This is a genomic window from Kaistella sp., assembly GCF_041824135.1.
Classification (GTDB): Bacteria; Bacteroidota; Bacteroidia; order Flavobacteriales; family Weeksellaceae; genus Kaistella.
Genome location: NZ_JBGZYM010000096.1, coordinates 22,098 through 42,785, shown reverse-complemented (window position 1 = coordinate 42,785; position 20,688 = coordinate 22,098). Strand labels below are relative to the sequence as shown.

The window sequence follows — 20,688 nt, the reverse complement described above, 5'->3', positions numbered from 1 at the left end:
GTTTTGCAAATAATTTGCCAAACATGATCGACCTTTTATGTAGGACAGCTTTTTGATTAAGTTGAATGTCTATTTATTATTTTATTATGGCAGCTTTTTCCGCCTTCCGCTCCCGCTTTTTTGTTCCACTGCGTTTCACAAAAAGAGCTCCGCTCAAGTCGGGCTGTAAGATTAGGATTTCTAATGTAACTCTGTTTTACGTTTCGAACTACTTGCTGAAAAACATCATTTCTTCAATATTACCCCTAAACAATTCTTCTGAAAAAACCTTGTCAAGGTTCTGAACCTTGACAAGGTTAATATCAAAATATCCTCACAGCTGGTAACTGTAAATTTTCCATCCTCAAAAAAATCTACCTTTTTTCACTCAAAGCTTCACCTTCAAAATAAATTCCATCCCAACCAAACTGTATAAAGTTTCTGATATTTTGATGATCACTTCCGTCTGGATTTTTTAAAACATCGTTTCTATAAAATTCTCCAAAAAGAAATAAGGTTTCTTCTTGTGACAAATTATTCAACTTTGCGAAACTGAACACTTTGCAGGAACCATTATTCTGATTAGCTTCATTGCTGGTGTTTCCATTTCTGAATGGAGTTGGCGTGAAATCATAATGCTCATCAATAAATGAAATAACATCATTGAACTGTATGTTTTCAGGATTTGACTTTAACTGCGATAGTATCATTTTAAAATTTTCGTTAAAAATAAGAAAACGTTCGCAATTTAAATAGTAACTATTTAAACAAGAAACCGTAAAATCACCCCGATCACATTGGTGCTGATAGACCATATTTGCTCCTACTTCTATAAAAATCTAACCTATGGAAATACCTAACATCCATGAATTAGCGACTGAAAAAACAGATTCAACAACCATTTCGTACTTTCTGCTGCGACAGCTTATTGGGATTCTCGGAATTCTATTGCCGTTTGCTTTAATTATTTTCGGCGGGCGATTACAACCGTCGCTCAGCCACTATTATTATAGTTTTTCTCACACCATCTTTATAGGGACGTTAGCAGCGCTGTCAACATTTTTAATTACCTACAAAGGAGAATACAGAATTGAAAACTGGCTGGCGAACATTGCCGGAGTTTGTGCGGCTGGCGTAGCGATATTTCCGACCAATGTTAAAGGTTTCATCGGTGCGAAATTTATCAGTCTTCCCATTTCTGCGGAATCTTCGCACTTATCAAATGCACTTCACTATGGTTTTGCAACAGCTCTGTTTATCTGTTTTGCTTTATTCTGTGCGGTAGTTTTTCAAAAACCTGATAAAAACGAGATCGTTGATGATAAAAAACGGAGGCGGAACAGGATCTATCGAATTTGTGCTTATATAATGATTTTCAGTATTCTCGCGATCGCCTTTCTTTCTATTTTTAAAAACTTAGATTTTCCATATTCAACTCTTATTTTTGAATCGACCACCTTACTTCCTTTCGGGATTTCCTGGTTGTTGAAAGGTTCCTACAACTGGACTCATTCCAGGTATGATATTATCAAAATATTGATTAAACCTCTGAGGTAATTGAATCGAAGTTTTGATTGCAAAAAACACCCGAACTTCTCGGAGTTTCGTACTTATAATACAAGCATTTAAGATTGGAACTACGTTTTAGTTTGCTTTCGTTGACGTTGTTTGCATTCTTGAATTTTGACTGAAATATTAATGTTCAAAAATGAAAATGATGATCGCTTAAATTTAATATTTTCTGAAGATTTTTTTCAGTTGTTTTGAAATCATCCTAATTTCTTCACGATTTTTTGTATTTCCGAATCTAAGTTCTGCCAGCAGTTCTGACTCCAGATCCGCACATATTCAAACCCGGAATTCTGCAGAATTTTTGCTTTGTGAAGATCTTCCAGATAACCAAGCTCACCATCATATTTTTCCTTACTCATGCATTCCACGATAATTGATCGGTGATCCGGCTTTTCGATAATAAGATCTAAAACATAGCCGCCAAAATGATGGTTTTTAGAAATTTTTAATTCCGGAAATTTTTCTTTTAAATGCTGTTCGATCTCGTTGATGAAGGAAGTAGTTTCAGTATCTTTTTCTGTGGAAGCTTTATGTCCGTAAACATCCAACACATTAAGAACTTCATTTCTTTGCATTTCATTTTGGTCACTTACCGCCTTGCAATAAGCCAGATATGCATAGAAAACCGCTTTCCGATTATTCGCGCCTTCTTCTTCGAGCGCATTTTTGTAATTCATGAAAAATTCTTCGGGAATGGAATTGCAAATATAAATTTTCTCTTTCGCTCGCGTAATGATCACATTCAATAATTTATAGCCTTTGGAGTGATTCACCGGACCAAAACTTTGCACAAACTTGCCGCTCGGTTTTCGTCCGTACGTCGTAGAAATAATGATAATGTCTCTTTCGTCGCCCTGAATGTTTTCCAGGTTTTTAATGAAAAGTCCGGCTGCTTCTAAACCTTGAATTTTCTCTTTAAACAGTTCATTTTCCGGAAGATTAATTTGATGAACGATCTTTCGTTTTATATAATTCCGCTGCGTAATATTAAAAGTCGCAATTCCGACGGACGGATATTTTCCATCTTTGTTAGGTTCAATTGTTCCCAAAATATCAAGCACTTTATCAGCTTCTTCCGCATTAATGTGATCATTGAAAATACCATCAACCTGAAAAAATTCAATCGGTTTATTTTGCGTTTGCGTCGGCAGCGGTTTTAGTCTCGAATTGTAAAAAGCATGGTTAGAAAAGTCAATCAAATAAGGATGTCTGGAGCGATAGTGAAAATCGAGATGGTTCTTTTCGAAATTGTTTTCCATAGCAAAATCCAGTAATGATTCGATATTGAGCATGGCATTTTTGTAGGTGATGATTTCGTTTTCGCCTTCCAACTCATACTCATCATCGGTAGAACCGTCAAAAACTTTACTGAAATAATTCGACGGCGGCATTTGATGTTCGTCTCCCGCGATGATGATGTTTTTTCCTTTGAGCAAAGCCGGTAGATTATCTTCCAGTTTTAGCTGGCTCGCTTCATCAAAAACTACATATTCGAAATAGGAATTTTTGTTCTGAAAAAGATTACTGCAAACATCCGGCGTCGTTAAAATAATAGGAAAAAATGTCGTGAAAAGATCAATGTCTTTTTGGGCAATTTGTCGCAGCGTTAATCGCGTGTGATTGATGCTGCTTCGTTTGTTGTAAAGGTTCGCAACCGTAATATCTTTATTGTTTTTCTCGAAATTTTTCACGGCTTCCTGTTGCGCCGTATTCCAAAATTGTTCAATGAAACTTTTCTGTGTAAAACCGAATATTTTTAGTTTTTTAATAATTTCCGCGTATTGCTGCTCGTTGAAATTAAGTTTCTCATCGCTGTGATATTTTAGCAAAAGGGAAAAGTAAGCAGAAAGAAAAGAAGATTTCCAGTTTTGAAGTGGATACAATTTCTCCAGCAAACCTTTCTGGAAAAAAGACAGATTGTGATGAAAAGAAAACCAATTGTATTCTGCCAACAAAGGATTCGACGCATCATTTCGAAGGGCGGAATATTGGGAGAAGACCGTCTTTAACCGTTCTTTGGTTTGTAGATACGTATTTCCAAAATCAGTATTGGTGATCCAACCATCATTCAAAATGAACTTCTTTAAATTCTGAATTTTTTGTGAAATAGTTTCAGTTTCCCGACCGGAAATAGCTGCGTCAAAAAGGTTTAGAAAATCCAGCGACTCATAATTCTCTTCTATGTTTAAGGAAAACTGAGTTTGTGCAATTTCTGATTTCTGACGATAATTAATGATCTCCTTTTTGTTGTTCCAAAGATTTCCGGAGATCTCAATTGCCGGAAAAAGCGGATTTAAACTGATCTCTTTTATGGACGAAGAAATTTCCGTTAATCTTTTTTGATTCTGAATTTTCCTTTTTTTCGTTGATGAAAATAAAGCACCCAATTTATAAAAGAAACTTTCTGTGACTTCTGGTAAAAACTCGTCTGAATGAGAGGTCAAGGTAGAAGTCATAATTTCTGTTTCATTAATAAGATAAGTCAGCTTTTGTAAATTTTGACCAAATTCCTGCTTCTTCTTTTCGATGTAAATGGGCTGAAAATCCCGAATAAATGTTTGGATTTCCTCCCAGAATTTTTGATAACTCTGGAACGATTGATCTAAATTTTGTAAACTGCTGAGAAAATTTTCCTGTATTAATTTCTCCGTATTCAGGAAAGACGACGCGATAAAAGGTTCATATTCTTTAAAAAGAGATTCTCCTTCATTAAGCAAAATCTCAATTTCAGTAAACTCTTCCTTTGAAAATGAAAAAATAGAATCCTGCAGATCCAGCGTTTCGTTCGATTCTTTAAATTCCAAAAGATTTCCTACAATTTCCGACCAGTTTTTCTCTGGCAATAATTGGGTATTCAATAAATGATGAACAGCGTTGACGTTATTTTGATGACCTGTTATTTCCGCAATCTGATCGTTTAAAGACTGCGATGAATAGAGTTGCATTGGTTTTTTAAAATCTGCCGGATCGATCAGATTTCTGACTGAATTCACGACGAGCTTCCGGTCTGAAATACTGTCTTTGATCATCGTGCAATATCGAGCGTAACCCATTTTATGAAGTGCATTGTACAAAACTTCAAGAGCGGTTTGTTTCTCACAAACCACGATGGTTTTTTGTTGGTTTTCTAACGCATTAACCAAAACTGCCGTCAAAGTCTGACTTTTCCCAGTTCCCGGCGGACCTTGAATCAAAATTTTATTTTGGGATTTCAACGATTCCAGAATTCCCTGTTGCGAAGGATCGGTTTCGATGGAAGTGATGGATTGAAAAGATTCTTTTACGGGATCTTCTAAAGGTTTAAAGTTGCTTTTTAAAACCTCATAATCATTGATGATATTCTGTTTCTGAACTTCAAAAATGGAGAAGATCCCTGATTTTATAATGAAAGCGTCGCCTTTTTTTGGCAATAAAGTTTCGTAAACCGCTTTGGTTTTGATGGCCGGAATTTCCGCATAATTATTCATGATGAAATCCAGATTCTGTGTGACTTTCAACTGACTCAAAATGGTTTCGCAAATATTGAAAAGTTCGGGTTTATCGATCTTTCCGTCTGAAAGCATTTCTTCTGACAGTTGGTCTAAAATAACTCCGGAATCACTTTTCAAATGGTTGATGAGCACTTCGTTCAGATAAATGGGATCATCTTCCGCGCGCGTGATTTCCCACGTGTTCATTTCGTTGGTCGGCTTGATGTTGATGGACCAAATGAGTAGGGGAGAAGCCGAGATCTGTCCGTCTGACACATCTTTTCGGATCAATATTGGAAAACCAAATCCTAATGAATTGACTCCTTTTTCGGAGTAGATCACCTCATTCTGAAAAATCAGATTTTCTAAACTTCGTGACAGTTTTTCCTTGTTCTTTTCTTTCGTTTCTGCATTTGGAAGTTCAGTCGATGTTTGATTTTCTTCCTTTTCAATTTCTTCGGACTCTCCATTTTCATCTTCGAAAGAAAGAATTCTGCTTGATGAATCTGCAGAATCTTTCACCACAATTTGATCGTGAATCGAAAATTTAAAAGAAACATTTTTCTGCGTCAAAAGATTCACAATAAAATGTTCGGGCAAACTTTTATGAATTTCAGAAAGCTGCGCCAGATCCAACTTATACCGCGAATTCCCTGGAATAGCATTCAAGTGAACACCACGACGGTTACCGGTTTTTAATTTGTTTTGAAAAGCTTCGAAGATTTCTGGGGTGAGGTTCAGCATTGAATTTAGTGGGAAAGTTATGGTGGATTAAAAGTAGGAAATTTTGGTTGGAATGCAATACAATCAACTTTTTTGCAGCGTCATTTAAAAATCAAGCCAATTTTTTCTTTCCGTAGGAAATGTAAGAAAGTGATTTCATAAAGTCAATCTCAACACAAAGCGCGACAAAAAATTGCTGAGAAATTATGACTAACCTTCCTCTTTAATATGTTAATTTTCATTTGCTTTTACCAAAACTCTCCTATTAAAAAGAACCTGGAACAATCTTCCCTCTCAATTCTGTAGGTCGTAAAGTGATCAGCGCGATGGTTTTCATTTCTTTGGTCTCCAGTTCTAATTCGTATTTTTTATAGAATAATCTTAGAAAAAGGATCATCTCCATGTAAGCGAAATGTTCGCCGATGCAGTGTCTTGCTCCATTTCCGAATGGAAAATAAGGTTTATTTTTAACGTCACTATCTTCAAATCTTTCGGGCACAAAAGAATTGGGCTGTTTCCAGTCAGCCGGATTTCTGTGCATATCATACAACAGAAATTCTACAATCGTCCCTTTTTCCCAGGAGAAGCCTTTAAAAGAATCATCCGCCAAAGCCACGCGGTCGATGATCCACGCGGGTGGATACAATCGCAAGGATTCTTTGATGATGGTCATTGTTTTCGAATTTCCAAAAAGCGTTTTTAAGGCTAAAAAATCGTCGCCCAGATCTTCAATTTCTTTTACTAATAACTGCTTTTCATGCTTATTATTCTCAATTAAAAATAAGGTGAATGCCAACGCATTCGCAGAAGTTTCATGTCCGGCAACGAAAAGGATGATGATTTCGTCGATCAACTGTTCCATCGCCATTGGTTCGCCGCTGTCTTCGTATCTGCTGTTCAATAGATTTTGTAGGATGTCATTAAATTCTCCCGTCTCACTTTGCCTTTTCAGAATAATTTCCCGAAAAACCGTACGCATCTCCTCCGACAGTTGCAGGTGTTTTTTCAGCTGTCCCGAAATTTTATACCAGGACATCAAAAAAGGTTTTCGCACTTCTTTGATGAACATTTTCTGAATTTCCGTTATAGAATCTGAAATTCTCAGAATCTGCGTATAGTCGATGGAGTTGCCAAACAAAGTCTTCGCGATGATATTAAAAGTGAGACTGTTGGTCATCTTATAAAGATCGATCGTTTCATTTTTGAGCTGACTTTCAATCGTGGCATTAATCTCATCGATCATCGTTTGATGCAGCAGTTCTATATTTTTATTGCTAAAATTGGGCTGAATGAGCCGACGTTGTTTCAACCAATTTTTCCCGGTATTCGTCAGTAAACCTTTGCCCAGATATTTTCCTAAAACATGGGTTTGAATGGCAGATTTCTCATAATTTTTTTGATTCTTCCGCAACACATAATCAAACAGTTCGGGATCTCGACTAAAGACAAAACGCTTTTTTACCAAAAAGGACTGCAAGGTATAAGTTTCTCCCAATTCCCGAAAATTCTGAGAAATAATAGCGATCGGATCGCTGTTCAACTTCAACAAAGTTTTCCAGATATTTTTCTCGCTGACTTTTGGTGGATAGTTGTACACAGTTCTGTTTTGTATTTGTAGCGAAATTACGGCTAAAATTTTGGGGAAAAATTTAATTTTATTAATGAGGACGAGATTGAATTTTGTAATTAAATAAGTTTTATGAGTAGAGAATTTCAAGTTTTTTAAAAAGTATAATATATCAATTAACATATCGAGTGTATTTTGTTAAAAATAATTGATTAAAATAAAAAAATTATCAATTAATTGGTAAATTTGAAAAAACTCAAATTATGATTAAAGAACTAGAAGAATTATTGTATACAAAAACTTTAGGGAAGCAAAGTGATATTCTATTTGCTCACTGGAATTATGATAAAAAGATTATTCCTTCTGCACTAAATGCTGTTGCTAACTTATTCCCGCATTATAGTTTACATGATGAATCTCATTCGGAAACCATTATTAATAATATTGTGAGAGTAATCGGATTTGAAAATATTAAGAAATTGTCAGCAATTGATATATGGTTTATTCTTGAAGCAAGTTATAGTCATGATTTGGGAATGGTCGTCTCAAGTGAAGAATTAGTTGCAGCATTAAATTCTGATGAATTTTTAGATTTTTTTAAAGATTTAAAGGACGATTCTAAAAATGGCTTACATGAATTTGCAGATCAGTTCGAAATTGAAAATAAAAAAATAAAGTATAAACATTATGAATTAAATTTAGGATTTCATGATGGTATAAAATTTATTTTAGCAGAATATTTTAGGAGATCTCATTCTGAAAGATCAAAAGATATAATTTTAAATCCTACTCGTGAACTTTCATTAGCAACTCCACGAGGCGTAATACCAAATCGTATTTTTAAAATACTAGCTGATATTTGTTCATCTCACACAAAAGATTTCGAAGATGTAATGCAACTAACATTTTCAGAGGTTGGGATAGATGTTGAGGATGCTCATCCAAGGTTTATAGCATGCATGCTCCGGATAGGTGATTTATTAGATTTAGATAATAATAGATTTTCAGAGGTTATGTTGAGAACCTTAAGTAAAATTCCTATTGACACATTAAATCATAAAGCTAAGCATCTTTCAATTGAATCATTTAGGGCTGATACAGAAAAAATAGAAGTGTTTGCTAAATGTAATGATTATGACGTTGCAAATATTACTCAACATTGGTTTAATTATTTAGATACTGAAATCAGAACCCAAATGATTAATTGGAATGATATAGTACCATTTAAAGATTATGGATATCTTCCAACAATCGGAACTTTAAAAGTTGAGTTAGATAAGTATGATTATTTAGATGGTAAGAAAAAACCTAAATTTTCAGTTGATACTGATAAGGCATTATCACTTTTACAGGGCGCAGGTTTATACGAACATGCATATCAATCAATTAGAGAGTTACTACAAAATGCTGTGGACTCCACCCTTATTAGAGTTTGGTTAGAACACAAAGATAATTATGATTTTAAAACGCCTCAAGATCATGTTTTTTTTAATTATTTACAAAATTATCCGATTGAAATATTCATTGATCAAAAGGAAGTCATAGGTTCTGAACAACGATCTATAATAAAAATTAAAGACAATGGTACTGGTATTTCATCAGAAGACTTGAAATATTTAATGAATACAGGTAGCTCTTCTAAAAATAGAAAAAAAATTAGCATTGTTGAAGATATGCCTGAATGGTTGAGACCTTCAGGAATTTTCGGTATAGGATTTCAAAGCATTTTCATGTTGACTGATGAAGTTGTGATTGAAACAAAAAGCTATTTTACCGAAGAATATCAGAAAATAGAATTATATAGTCCAAATAGTAATAGGGACGGAGCTGTTCTGATACAGAAGAAAAAAACAGATCATAGTGTAAAACCTGGATCGCTAATAAGTTTAAACTACAATACGCCTGCAATTCCAGAAAGTTGGTCTATAAAAACAAAACAAGGAAATGCTATGTCAATTGCTCACAATTTCGATCCGCTAACAAATGAATCGCTTGATATTAACTTGGGGATGATTATAGATGAAATATTAGAATTTGAAAATGCATCAGTTATTCCCATGAAATTATTTATCAATTCAAATAAACACGAGTTTCTCGAAAAAAAGGAGAATTATTTCAAATTTTACGAAGAAAGTAATTCATTAGAAATAAACATTTTACCCAATTTAAATTTTAAATATATTGGAAGTTTTTACAAAAATCAATATGTAGAAAATAAATTTGAAAGTTTACTTTTTATCGATTTAACTGTAAACATTCACAAACAAAAAGCGAATGAAATACTAACACTTAATAGAAATAAAATTAAGTCCGAAGCTTTAGATGGTCTGTTCGACGAAATTCTAATTAGTTGTTTCAAATTAATAACAGAAAAATTTGATATTATATTTGCTAATGAGAGAGAAAAACAGATTGCAAGTATGTTTTTAAAATATTATCAAATAGAATACAACTTTTTATCTAATTTCAATTTATCTCAATTTCAACAGTGGGAAAATTTTGAAATTCCAATAAACAATCAACCTAATATTAAATTGTTAACGCTTTTAAACCAAATAGAAACCATAGAATTAAAACTTGACGAAGAGCAGATTTTTCCTCCACAAGACTTGTATTTTTTAAATGACAGCCATTTCACAATTAAATGTTCTGGAATGAGTGTAAATTCTCCTGTTTCATCTTTAATTTATTCTATTATTGAGAAAAATATTACAGGAGTTAAAAATTTTGAACATGGAAAAAATCATTCTCTAACGCAGGTAGAATTTTTCTTGAAACAAAATGAGAGCGAGTTTTTTCCGCATAATAAATATATAGAAATACTAAAAGAGACTATTAGTTGGAACAGGACTTCACGAAAAATCATACCATGTTTAAAAAATTATAATTATCTACGCTTAAAACAAAACGCTAAAATCCCATATCTGTGTCATTATCAATTAAGCCATATCATCAGTTTTGATTATCCTAAAATGGCATCTCCGTATGTAGTTACGGAAGATTATAAAGCAAAGAGAGAAGATAAATATACTGTTTCAATCGTTATAAACGATAAAGTATTGGATTGGGTCTTCGAGAATAGATTTGACACCAACACAACTCGAGAGAATATAATTTCCGCTTACGATGAATTCATTACTGAATTCCCATTGAATCTAGTTAAAGCTTCTCCGATTCTGTAGCTGCAGATTATTTATTCTAAATAAGATATTAAAATTCGTATAAAATTATGGAGATTCTCAAAATTAAACCCCTCAATTTATTGAGTGGTTTAATATTTTAAACAAACGCACTAAACCCCGTAATACTTCTACCAACAATCAAAGAATTAATTTCCTTCGTGCCTTCATAAGAATAAATGGCTTCGGCATCGGCAACAAATCTGGCAACGTCGTATTCCAGTAAAATGCCGTTTCCACCCAGAACTTCACGCGCCCGAGAAACAATATCGCGGGTTCTCATGGTGCAGAATACTTTGGCGAGCGAGGCGTGTTCGTCTTTTAAAATACCTTCGTCCTGCATTTCAGACAAACGGAAAACCATGGTTTGCATCGCCGTTAAATTGGAAAGCATTTCCACCAAATGTCCCTGGATCATCTGGAAAGACGCGATGGGTTTTCCAAACTGTTCGCGGGTTTTCGTATAGGCTAAAGCACTTTCATAAGCGCCTCTCGCGCAACCGGTCGCCATCCACGCCACGCCGGCTCTGGTCATGCGCAACACATTTCCGGTATCTTTAAAAGAATTGGCGTGTTCTAATTTATTCTCATCGGTGATCAAACAGTCCGTCAAAGTGATCAAGCCATTCTGAACAATTCTCAACGCCATTTTTCCCTTTATTTTTTCAACTTTGAAGCCGGGATTGTCTTTTTCTAAGATGAAACCTTTTACTTCGCCATCATCTAAACTTCTTGCCCAGATAATAATGACATCCGCGAAAGTGGCATTGCCGATCCATTTTTTCTGACCGTTCAGGATCCAGCCGCCTTCAGTTTTTTTACAGGTCGTGGTTAAACCTCCCGCTGCGCCAGAACCAACTTCGGGCTCGGTTAATCCAAACGCACCGATCTTATCGAAGTTTTGCATTTGCGGCAACCATTTTTGTTTTTGTGCTTCAGAGCCGCACAGATAAATGGAGCCCATCGAAAGTCCCGAATGAACACCGAAAAAAGTCGCGATCGAAGCGTCAACTCTTGCCATTTCCATGGCCAGAACGCCTTCCATTAGAAAAGGCAAACCGGGACAACCGTACCCTTCGTAAGTCACGCCGCAGACATTCAGTTTCTTAAATTTTTCAATAATTTCAAAAGGAAAAGAATCGTGCAGCCAGTGATCATTCACCAAAGGTTTTACTTCCGTTTCCATAAACGTTCGAACTTTAAGTTGAATTTCTTTTTGTTCCGGTGTCAAAGTCTCGAAAACATCATAGAAATCGCCATCAACGGGTGGAAGATCTTTTTTCTTTTTTTCCGGATCAATGGCACGCATCAGCATCTTGATCTGCTTGTCGTTCATTTTAGAAAAACCTTCCATCATCTTTGGAAGATCTACTTTCCCAGATATTTTGGAGAGTTCATCCAGATCAATGGATTTAAATATTTCAATAGCGTTTCTGACTTTGGAAAAAATATTTGACATTGAATTTAAAATTTAATTAAAAAGGTACGGAAAAGATTTGAAGGTGAATTGCAATATAAAAAACTTTTAACCACAGACGGCGCAAAGGTTTTAGACAGTGATTAAAAATAATTTTCGCAGAGGAATTTCATTTAGCAGATAACAATGAGAAATATTAAAATTAGATGATATCAAATTATTGCGTATTTCAATCAGGTATTTTTTAATTCTATACATTATAAAAATAATTACATTTGTATAAATATTAAAGATATGGAAGGCCTGACTGTTTATCCTAAAAATAATTCTGAAATGGATTTGCTTCAAAATTTATTACAGAAAATGAAAATTTCTTTTGAAAAAACTATTGTTGAAAATAAAATTATCCTGTCGGAAGCTCAAAAAATATCAGTGACCGAAGGAATTGAAGAAGCTGATAAAGGGATATTTTACACAGAAGATGAAGCGAAGAAAATTATTGAACAATGTTTCAAATAAAATGGACTAAAAAAGCCCTTCACGAACAGGCAGAGATTTTGACTTATTGGATTGCGCGAAATAAATCTAACACCTTTTCAAAAAAGATTTTATTAGAATTAAAGGATAAGGAATTACTTTTAAAACAAAATCCACTAATAGGAAAAGCGACTGATTTCGAACAAGTACGTGTTGTTATAATTTTGAAAAATTTCTCATTATTTTATCGAGTGAAACCTGGTATTGTTGAAATTCTTTCATTTTGGGATAACCGACGAGATCCAGAAAACATCGAAATTTGAACTTCTTAAACATAAAAAACTCCCAAATCACTTTGGGAGTTTCTATTTAATCTGAGCTCTTTTTAGTTCTGATTATCTTCTTGACGTGGTCCGTTATTTTCCGGTCGGTCATCTCTTCGTTGAGGTCGGTCGTAGGAGAGATGTAGGAAAAAAATGTTTTTGAAAGGACAGTCAAAAGAAAATTAATTTAGATCGCTGCCGCATGAATTCTTTCGCGCGGACAGAAAAAACCTCCAGTACGTAAAGCGGGAGTATTTACCGATAGAAAAATAAATACCCTGGATTGGGTATTTCACCGCGTTGAATTTCTTCTAATTTTACCAAAAATAATTCACATGAGAAAAATAACGCTCGCTACTTCGATTTTGTTATTCGGAGTAATCGCTATCAAGGCCCAATATGGTGATGCCTATCACAAACCCAATCAGGAAGAGATTCGCAAAGCCACACAGCAGCGGCAACAGGCACAAAGTGATCAGCATTTTAAAAATATTGCTCCCTCCAATACAAATTCTTCCGTTTCCTCGGCCTTGCCAACCTCATCATCGAATTACAGTCCTTACGCTGCGGAACATCAGGCTAAAATGGACGCCTATAACCGAAAGGTGCAGGCAAAAGCAGATGACTGGGAAGCAAAAGAACGAAAGTTTGTAGCTTTAAGTGCAAACGTGCCGAAGAATGAGGAAAATTATCGGAAACTTATTGCAGTTGCTGAGGAGGCAGGATTTGAATATTATGATGCACTACGACTGAATAGTTCATATAAACCAAAAGTTGAAGCGAACACCCCCGAGAGTAAGCAAGAACAGACTAATGAGTTGTATAAATTGTTGCAAGGGCTTAATAAATAACATTTTACTTGAAAAAAAAACCACCGAGCAATCGGTGGTTTTATTATAAATAGCGGATGATCTTTAATTAAAAACCTTCTGGTTTATTATCGGTATCATTCGAAGGTCTTAAATTTTCCCCTTCGTTTGATGGGTTATTATTTTGAGAACCTTGTTGAGGTCTGTTATTTCCTCCGTTAAAGTTACCGTCTCTACGGTCATCTCTTCTTTGAGGTCTGTCGCCTTGTGGACGATTTTCTCTTGGTCTGTCATTATTGTATTGAGGACGATCTCCCTGTGGACGATCACCTTGAGGTCTTTCTTCACGAGCTGGTCGGTCTAACAAAACTTTTCTTGAAAGTTTCATTTTCTTACGGTCATCGTAACCCATGAATTTCACTTCTACCATATCGCCTTCGTTGTACGGAACTTTGTCCAAACGCGCCCATTCGATTTCTGAGATGTGAAGTAATCCTTCTGTTCCTTTTGCAATCGCTACGAATGCTCCGAAATCCATTACTTTAACAACTTTACCGTTGTACACGCTTCCAACTACAGGCACGAAACAGATTTCGTTAATTGCTGCAATCGTTGCGTTAATATTCTCTCTGCTAACACCGGAAATTTCGATTCTTCCGATTTCGCCAATTTCTTCAATCGCGATAACCGTTTCGAAATCTTTCTGCATTTGCTGAATGATTTTTCCTCCAGGTCCGATGATCGCTCCGATGAAGTCTTTGGAGATCTCCAATACTTCCATTTTCGGTGCGTGTGGTTTCACGTCTGGTCTTGGTGCGTCTAGCGTTTTCAATAATTCATTAAGGATATGCAATCTTCCGTCTTTCGCCTGGATCAGTGCTTTTTCCATAATGTCCATTGAAAGTCCTTCCACTTTAATGTCCATTTGACAAGCCGTGATTCCGTCTGCAGTTCCTGTTACTTTGAAGTCCATGTCACCTAAGTGATCTTCGTCTCCTAAGATGTCAGAAAGTACGGTGAATTTACCTGATTTTGGATCAGTTACCAATCCCATTGCAATCCCGGAAACCGGTTTTGAAATTTGAACACCTGCATCCATTAAAGCTAAAGTTCCAGCACAAACAGTTGCCATTGAAGACGAACCGTTTGATTCTAAAATATCGGAAACGATACGGATGGTGTAAGGGTTTTCTGTAGGGATCATTTTTGCTAAAGCTCTTTGAGCTAAGTTTCCGTGACCTACTTCTCTTCTTGAAGTTCCTCTTAAAGGTCTTGCTTCACCCGTTGAGAACGGTGGGAAGTTATAATGTAAGAAGAATTTTTGATCGTAGTTGATGGCAACCGTGTCCACCATGTTGGCATCTTTTACAGATCCTAAAGTGACCGCAGTCAATGACTGAGTTTCTCCACGTGTAAAGATTGCAGAACCGTGAGCTCCTGGTAAATAATCAACTTCTGACCAGATCGGACGAATCGTTTCCGGAGTTCTTCCATCCAAACGGATTTTTTCGTTCAGAATCATTTGACGCATTGCTTCTTTTTCTACATCGTGGAAATATATTTTTGCGAAAGGTTTAGCAACTTCTAATTCTTCTTCAGAATACTGAGTTAGGAAGTCTTCTAAAATTGCCTGGAAGTTATCATGTCTTTCTTCTTTAGCAGAAGCAGTTTTTGCAACTTCATATACTTTATCATAAGTGGCTGCCCAAACTTTTTCACGAATTTCTTCGTTGTGATCTTCGTGCGTGTATTCTCTTTTTGGAAGAGATTTACCAACTCTTTCGGCTAATCTTTCTTGAGCTGCAACTTGAACTTTAATTTCTTCGTGTGCAAATTTAATGGCTTCGATCATTTCCTGTTCAGAAATTTCTTCCATTTCACCTTCTACCATTACGATCGAATCTTTGGTTGCGCCAACCATAATGTTCAAATCAGCTTTCGCTAAATTTTCCATACTTGGATTCACCACTAATTTTCCGTCGATTCTGGCAACAGTAACTTCAGACATTGGTCCGTTAAAAGGAATATCGGTAATTGCGATTGCTGCAGAAGCGGCTAGTCCTGCCAAAGATTCTGGCATACATTCTTTATCATAAGAGATCAGGGAAATCATCACCTGAACTTCTGCATGGAAATCGGATGGGAAAAGTGGACGCAAAACACGGTCAACTAATCTCATTGTCAAAATTTCTTCGTCAGATGGTCTTGCTTCTCTTCTGAAAAAGTTTCCTGGAATTTTTCCTGCTGAATAAAATTTCTCTCTGTAATCTACTGTTAAAGGTAAAAAGTCAACACCTGGTTTAGCATCTTTACTGGCGACAACTGTTGCAAGAAGCATCGTGCCTCCCATTCTTACTACTACAGCACCATTAGCTTGTTTTGCTAATTTTCCTGTTTCGATGGTAACTTCTCTACCATCACTTAATTGAAATTTTTCAATAATTGCTTGTGGAGCATTCATAAAATTTGTTCGTCTTTGGCACTCCGTATTGAGTGCGTTATTATTTAATTTATTTAAATTTTCGTGTGCAAAGATACGGAATTATTCTCGAGTAAAATTGGGCATAAATAGTATAATGATTCGATTAAATCAATGAGAATTGTAGGTTTGAAACCGAAAGTGATCTTATTATAAAAATTTTAATTATACCTTTTTTATGAAACTCCTTCCTTTAATTTAACATATCGCTTTTAGACTTAAATAGGTGAAAGGTGAACATTTTAATGATTTTTATCAGTTTTTCAACAATTTCGGCACACAATTGGATAAAGTGATTAGCATAACAGAATTATAAACATTAAAAAATTTAACATTATGGGAATTTTATGGACATTGATTATCGGAGCAATCGCAGGTTGGTTAGGATCACAAATCTTTAAAGGCGGAAGTCTTGGATTAATCGGAAATATCGTTGTTGGTATCGTCGGTGGTTTTATCGGATATTGGTTATTAGGAGGAAGACTGGGTGAAGGCGTAGTCGGAGAAATTTTAACTGGAACAATTGGAGCAATTGTCTTATTAGCAATTGTAAACTTATTTACCAGGGGAAAAGTTTAAACAAAATATTAGGCATTAGCCTTTAAAAAAAACGTTCTGAAATTATCAGAACGTTTTTTTTTGTTTTACCAGCCTCCGCCACCGCCTCCGCCACCGCCACCTCCGGAGAATCCACCGCCGCCAGAACCGCTTCCGGAACTGGAAGGTTGCGTAGATGAACTCGCAATCGATTGCGATAGAGAAGAAGTTAACGTATTCGCAAAGTTCATGTGCATCATCGAACTTCCTACGTACCAGCTGGAATTGTACTGTTGGTTTTCTAAAGAAGAAGTTTTCAGCATATTCTGAAATTTATTTCCCCAAATTTTATCAACGCCTAGAACCATAGCATAAGGCAACATTGTTTCAAAAACCTGCGGAGTCATCGCTGGCGGATTATGAAACTGCAATGTTTTTTCTTCTGCCGTTCCCAAATACATTTTGAAACCTTCGATGAGCGATTGGGTTTCTAACTTTTCGGGTGTGGGTTGTTTGATGAGGTATTGGTAAAATACGAGTCCAATAGAAGTTAAAATTAAAAAAATAAAACACGCATAGAAATTGAGGTTTTCCATCATCGAAGTATCTGCAGTGGCCACGGGAATAAAAGCGATAACTAATCCAACAGCAAATAATCCGTAAAGCCATCTCATCCATTTATATCTCGCGAATGCCAATGAGAAAATAATGGATGTTACGGTAATGAAAATAAATAAACCGATGCCAATTCCAAAGTAGGTATCATTGTAGGAGAGTTTGTAACTCAAGTATAAACCGCCGATATAAAGAATCAAGATTGCTAGAATTGGGATTAACAATTTACTTAAATTATTTCCTTTCTTTAAAAAACTGTCGTGTTGAAATGTTAAACTCGCTTTAAAATCATTCACTGCATTTTCAATTTTAGAATTATATTTTCCGTCAAAAGAAATGGTGTTCGAGTTGCCTGAAAATAATTTATTCATCAAATTAATTTCCTCTTTTGGTAGTGTTTGATCTTGCTCTTTTAATTTTTCTAAAGTATATTCTTTGCCACCGAAGATTCCTAAAATTCTTTTATCATCTTCAATAATTTTAATAAAACCTTTAACTGCTAAACTCACAATCGCGGCGGTGATCATTGGAGCCGAATAATACTCATTCTCCAAGTACCCTAAGGAAGCTGGCGAAAGATTTTGGGGCGAATTGAACTGTGGATAAACAACCGGCTTCTGCGGATCAATTCCGTATTTCTGCCAGGTGGAATAAAAATAAACGAATAATCCCAACCCTGCTAAAAGAAGAACTGCCAGAATTCCATACTTTTCCAACATTCCGGGTGGAGGTGGAGGAGTGAAAATTCCTTTATTAAAACCTACAGCAATCGTTAAACCTTGATTTTGACCCAAATTTTTTGCAGACCATTCAATAGTATTTGATGATAATTGTTTACCTATGCAATTCGATTCATTTGAACCATAATTGCCAGTGTAGCAAGATTGTTGCAAAATTTCTGCACCATCTGGCAAAGTGACTTTCGCTGAAATTTGATCAACCGGAAAATCCCACAGAGCTCCGTTAACGTTCCAGTAAAATTCATCATATTTCTCGAAGAAGCCAATCTGGTCTGAAGTTTTATATTGTAGTTCATATTCATAAACTCCGGGAGTTAGGATGATACCTTTGTCTCCAAAATAAATAGCGAAATCGTCACTCGTGTTTTCGGTGTGGTAATTTTCTTTAGAACCATTTTTTTGAACCGAAATGATATCATATTTAATTCTGATTTTCTTGCCATTAACATTTCGCCAAAGCGGAAGCGATCGAAAAATACCACGTTTGATATTAATACCTTCCGCATATACTTTTATTTTTTCGGTGATGGTAGTTTCGGCATCTTTCGAAATCAGAATATCAGAATCAAATGATAAGATGTGTTCATAATTAGGCGCTTCCTGATTAGCGGAATTCACATCTTGTGCAAATCCGAAACTGAAAATCAGCAGGACAAACCCTATCAATAAACGTTTCATGATTTTAAAATTTAATGCTGGGAACAACTCTCTCTGCTACATTATCTAATTCAAAGAAAGTTGATTTCGTAAATTTGAATATGTTTGCCAGGATATTGCTGGGGAAGGTATCCACCAAAATATTATTCTCACGCACAGTTCCATTATAATATCTTCTCGATTTTTCGATATCACCTTCTAAGGCAGAAAGTTCTCCTTGAAGTTGCAGGAAATTGGTGTTTGCTTTTAGATCTGGATATTGTTCCGCAACAGCATTCAAATTCATCATTGCTTGACTCAGATTTTTCTCAGCCACTTCTTTTTCCTGAATGGTGTTGGCACCCATCGCTGCGGCTCTGGCTCGGGTAATACTGTCCAACGTTGCTCTTTCATGCGTCGCGTAACCTTTTACGGTTTCTACTAGATTCGGAATTAAATCGTGCCTTTTCTTCAACATCACATCAATGCTGCTCCAGGCTTCCTCCACCATTGTTTTCAGTTTTACCAATCGGTTGTAGATTGAAATTCCGTAAAAGAAAAAGATGGCGATTACCGCCAGAATAATTAGAGTAATCATAATTTTAAGTTTTGGTTGTTAAGTTTTATTTTATCCTTATATAATGAGTGGATAAATGAAAGGGAAAGTTACAAATATTAACATTAATAATAAACCGCTTAAAAAAACTATATTTGCAAAAATTTTTGGGCTCGAAAAGTTCGAGTAACCCATTAATAATGTCATTATTAAACAAAATTTTATGTCGAATATCGTCGCCATAGTAGGACGTCCCAACGTTGGGAAATCCACCCTTTTTAACCGTTTTCTAGAACGTAGAGAAGCCATCGTAGATTCAACAGCCGGAGTTACCAGAGACCGTCATTACGGAAAATCTGACTGGAACGGAGTTGAATTCACTGTAATCGATACTGGAGGTTATGAAGTAGATACTGAAGATGCATTCCAGGGAGAAATTATCAAACAGGTTGAATTAGCCGTTGATGAAGCTACATCGATCATCTTCATGCTGAATGTTGCTGAAGGTTTAACAGATACGGATATCGAAATTCATGAAATGTTACGCCGCGCCAATAAGCAGGTTTACATTGTAGTGAACAAAGCAGATTCTGCAAAAGAAGAATTGGCTGCCACCGAATTTTATCAGCTCGGAATTTCAAAATATTACACCATGTCTTCTGCAACAGGTTCCGGAACCGGAGAGTTGTTGGATGATATTGTAAAAGATTTCCCGACGACCGAATACAAAGATCCTTTCGAAGGTTTACCTAAAATTACCATTGCAGGAAGACCAAATGTTGGTAAATCAACTTTAACCAACGCACTTTTAGATAAGGAACAAAATATCGTAACAGATGTTGCCGGAACTACGCGTGATTCTATCCAAACTTTATACAATAAATTCGGACATGAATTTGTCTTGGTTGATACCGCCGGAATGCGTCGTAAAGCGAAAGTTAAAGAGGATTTAGAATTTTATTCTGTAATGCGTTCTGTGCGTTCTATTGAGTATTCTGATATCGTTATCATCATGGTTGATGCCACTTTAGGTTGGGAATCTCAGGATATGAATATTTTCGGATTGGCTCAGAAAAATAGAAAAGGAATTGTGATCGTTGTTAATAAATGGGATCTGGTTGAAAAAGAAACCAATACAACCCGTGATTTTGAAGCGAGAATTAAAGAAAAGATCGGTCAGTTTACAGATATTCCAATTCTATTTGTATCTGCTTTAACGAAACAGAGAATTCTGAAAACGGTAGAAGTGGCGATGGAAGTTTATGCCAACAGAGCGAAGAAAATTAAAACTTCTAAGTTGAATGAAATTATGCTTCCGATTTTTGAAAAAACGCCGCCGCCAGCATTGAAAGGGAAATACGTGAAAATTAAATATTGCGTACAGCTTCCAACGCCAAGTCCGCAATTCGTATTTTTCTGCAACTTACCTCAATATGTAAAAGAAGCCTATAAAAGATTTACTGAAAACCAACTTCGAAAAGAGTTCGGATTTACCGGAGTTCCTATTGAAGTTTACTTCCGTCAAAAATAAAAAGCCAAGCCTTTTAGATTTTATCTGAAGGGCTTTTTAATACCTAAAATAATCACGAACTTTGCAACCTAAATAATA

Annotated in this window: 14 protein-coding genes; 7 read left to right on the top strand and 7 right to left on the bottom strand. The window is 35.7% G+C overall.

Annotated elements, in window-relative coordinates; all coding sequences use genetic code 11:
• Nucleotides 1-353: 353 nt before the first annotated feature.
• Nucleotides 354-689 (bottom strand): HopJ type III effector protein, encoded by a 336-nt coding sequence (locus ACEYOS_RS12400; RefSeq protein ID WP_373708921.1) that lies wholly within the window; start codon nucleotides 687-689, stop codon nucleotides 354-356.
• Between the two features lie 136 nt (nucleotides 690-825).
• Here ACEYOS_RS12400 and ACEYOS_RS12395 point away from each other — a divergent pair, with 136 nt between their 5' ends.
• A complete protein-coding gene (locus ACEYOS_RS12395) occupies nucleotides 826-1,536 on the top strand; it encodes a hypothetical protein (protein ID WP_373708922.1) in 711 nt (236 codons plus the stop codon).
• A 212-nt stretch (nucleotides 1,537-1,748) separates the two neighbouring features.
• Here the strand turns inward: ACEYOS_RS12395 and ACEYOS_RS12390 are convergent, their stop codons facing one another.
• Nucleotides 1,749-5,765, bottom strand: a complete 4,017-nt coding sequence (locus ACEYOS_RS12390) for an AAA domain-containing protein (RefSeq protein WP_373708923.1) — start codon at nucleotides 5,763-5,765, stop codon at nucleotides 1,749-1,751.
• Nucleotides 5,766-6,009: 244 nt separating this feature from the next.
• Nucleotides 6,010-7,494, bottom strand: coding sequence for a cytochrome P450 (locus tag ACEYOS_RS12385; protein WP_373739069.1), 1,485 nt, complete (start codon nucleotides 7,492-7,494; stop codon nucleotides 6,010-6,012).
• 80 nt (nucleotides 7,495-7,574) lie between these two features.
• On the opposite strand from ACEYOS_RS12385, the gene ACEYOS_RS12380 reads away from it, so the two are divergent.
• Entirely contained in the window at nucleotides 7,575-10,493 is a 2,919-nt protein-coding gene (locus ACEYOS_RS12380; protein WP_373708925.1) for an ATP-binding protein, read from the top strand.
• A 97-nt stretch (nucleotides 10,494-10,590) separates the two neighbouring features.
• Here the strand turns inward: ACEYOS_RS12380 and ACEYOS_RS12375 are convergent, their stop codons facing one another.
• Entirely contained in the window at nucleotides 10,591-11,949 is a 1,359-nt protein-coding gene (locus ACEYOS_RS12375; RefSeq protein ID WP_373708926.1) for an acyl-CoA dehydrogenase family protein, read from the bottom strand.
• Nucleotides 11,950-12,201: 252 nt separating this feature from the next.
• Between ACEYOS_RS12375 and ACEYOS_RS12370 the strand changes: the two genes are divergently transcribed.
• The 3 genes from ACEYOS_RS12370 (at nucleotide 12,202) to ACEYOS_RS12360 (ending at nucleotide 13,558) form a co-directional block, all read left to right on the top strand.
• Nucleotides 12,202-12,426 carry a hypothetical protein gene (locus tag ACEYOS_RS12370; protein ID WP_373708927.1) on the top strand — a complete coding sequence of 75 codons (225 nt, stop codon included), beginning with the start codon at nucleotides 12,202-12,204 and terminating at the stop codon, nucleotides 12,424-12,426.
• Nucleotides 12,414-12,707 carry a type II toxin-antitoxin system RelE/ParE family toxin gene (locus tag ACEYOS_RS12365; protein WP_373708928.1) on the top strand — a complete coding sequence of 98 codons (294 nt, stop codon included), beginning with the start codon at nucleotides 12,414-12,416 and terminating at the stop codon, nucleotides 12,705-12,707. The genes ACEYOS_RS12370 and ACEYOS_RS12365 overlap by 13 nt, the downstream gene beginning before the upstream one ends.
• Nucleotides 12,708-13,042: 335 nt before the next feature.
• Complete coding sequence (locus ACEYOS_RS12360; protein ID WP_373708929.1) at nucleotides 13,043-13,558, top strand: hypothetical protein; 516 nt, start codon at nucleotides 13,043-13,045, stop codon at nucleotides 13,556-13,558.
• Between the two features lie 67 nt (nucleotides 13,559-13,625).
• On the opposite strand, the gene ACEYOS_RS12355 is transcribed toward ACEYOS_RS12360, so the two are convergent.
• Nucleotides 13,626-15,977 carry a polyribonucleotide nucleotidyltransferase gene (locus ACEYOS_RS12355; protein ID WP_373708930.1) on the bottom strand — a complete coding sequence of 784 codons (2,352 nt, stop codon included), beginning with the start codon at nucleotides 15,975-15,977 and terminating at the stop codon, nucleotides 13,626-13,628.
• Between the two features lie 354 nt (nucleotides 15,978-16,331).
• Here ACEYOS_RS12355 and ACEYOS_RS12350 point away from each other — a divergent pair, with 354 nt between their 5' ends.
• Nucleotides 16,332-16,574 carry a GlsB/YeaQ/YmgE family stress response membrane protein gene (locus tag ACEYOS_RS12350; protein WP_312819755.1) on the top strand — a complete coding sequence of 81 codons (243 nt, stop codon included), beginning with the start codon at nucleotides 16,332-16,334 and terminating at the stop codon, nucleotides 16,572-16,574.
• 65 nt (nucleotides 16,575-16,639) lie between these two features.
• Here the strand turns inward: ACEYOS_RS12350 and ACEYOS_RS12345 are convergent, their stop codons facing one another.
• Nucleotides 16,640-18,565, bottom strand: a complete 1,926-nt coding sequence (locus tag ACEYOS_RS12345; protein WP_373708931.1) for a DUF2207 domain-containing protein — start codon at nucleotides 18,563-18,565, stop codon at nucleotides 16,640-16,642.
• Nucleotides 18,566-18,569: 4 nt separating this feature from the next.
• Nucleotides 18,570-19,121, bottom strand: coding sequence for a LemA family protein (locus tag ACEYOS_RS12340; RefSeq protein ID WP_373708932.1), 552 nt, complete (start codon nucleotides 19,119-19,121; stop codon nucleotides 18,570-18,572).
• A 181-nt stretch (nucleotides 19,122-19,302) separates the two neighbouring features.
• On the opposite strand from ACEYOS_RS12340, the gene der reads away from it, so the two are divergent.
• Nucleotides 19,303-20,610 carry a ribosome biogenesis GTPase Der gene (der, locus tag ACEYOS_RS12335; protein WP_373708933.1) on the top strand — a complete coding sequence of 436 codons (1,308 nt, stop codon included), beginning with the start codon at nucleotides 19,303-19,305 and terminating at the stop codon, nucleotides 20,608-20,610.
• Nucleotides 20,611-20,688: the final 78 nt, after the last annotated feature.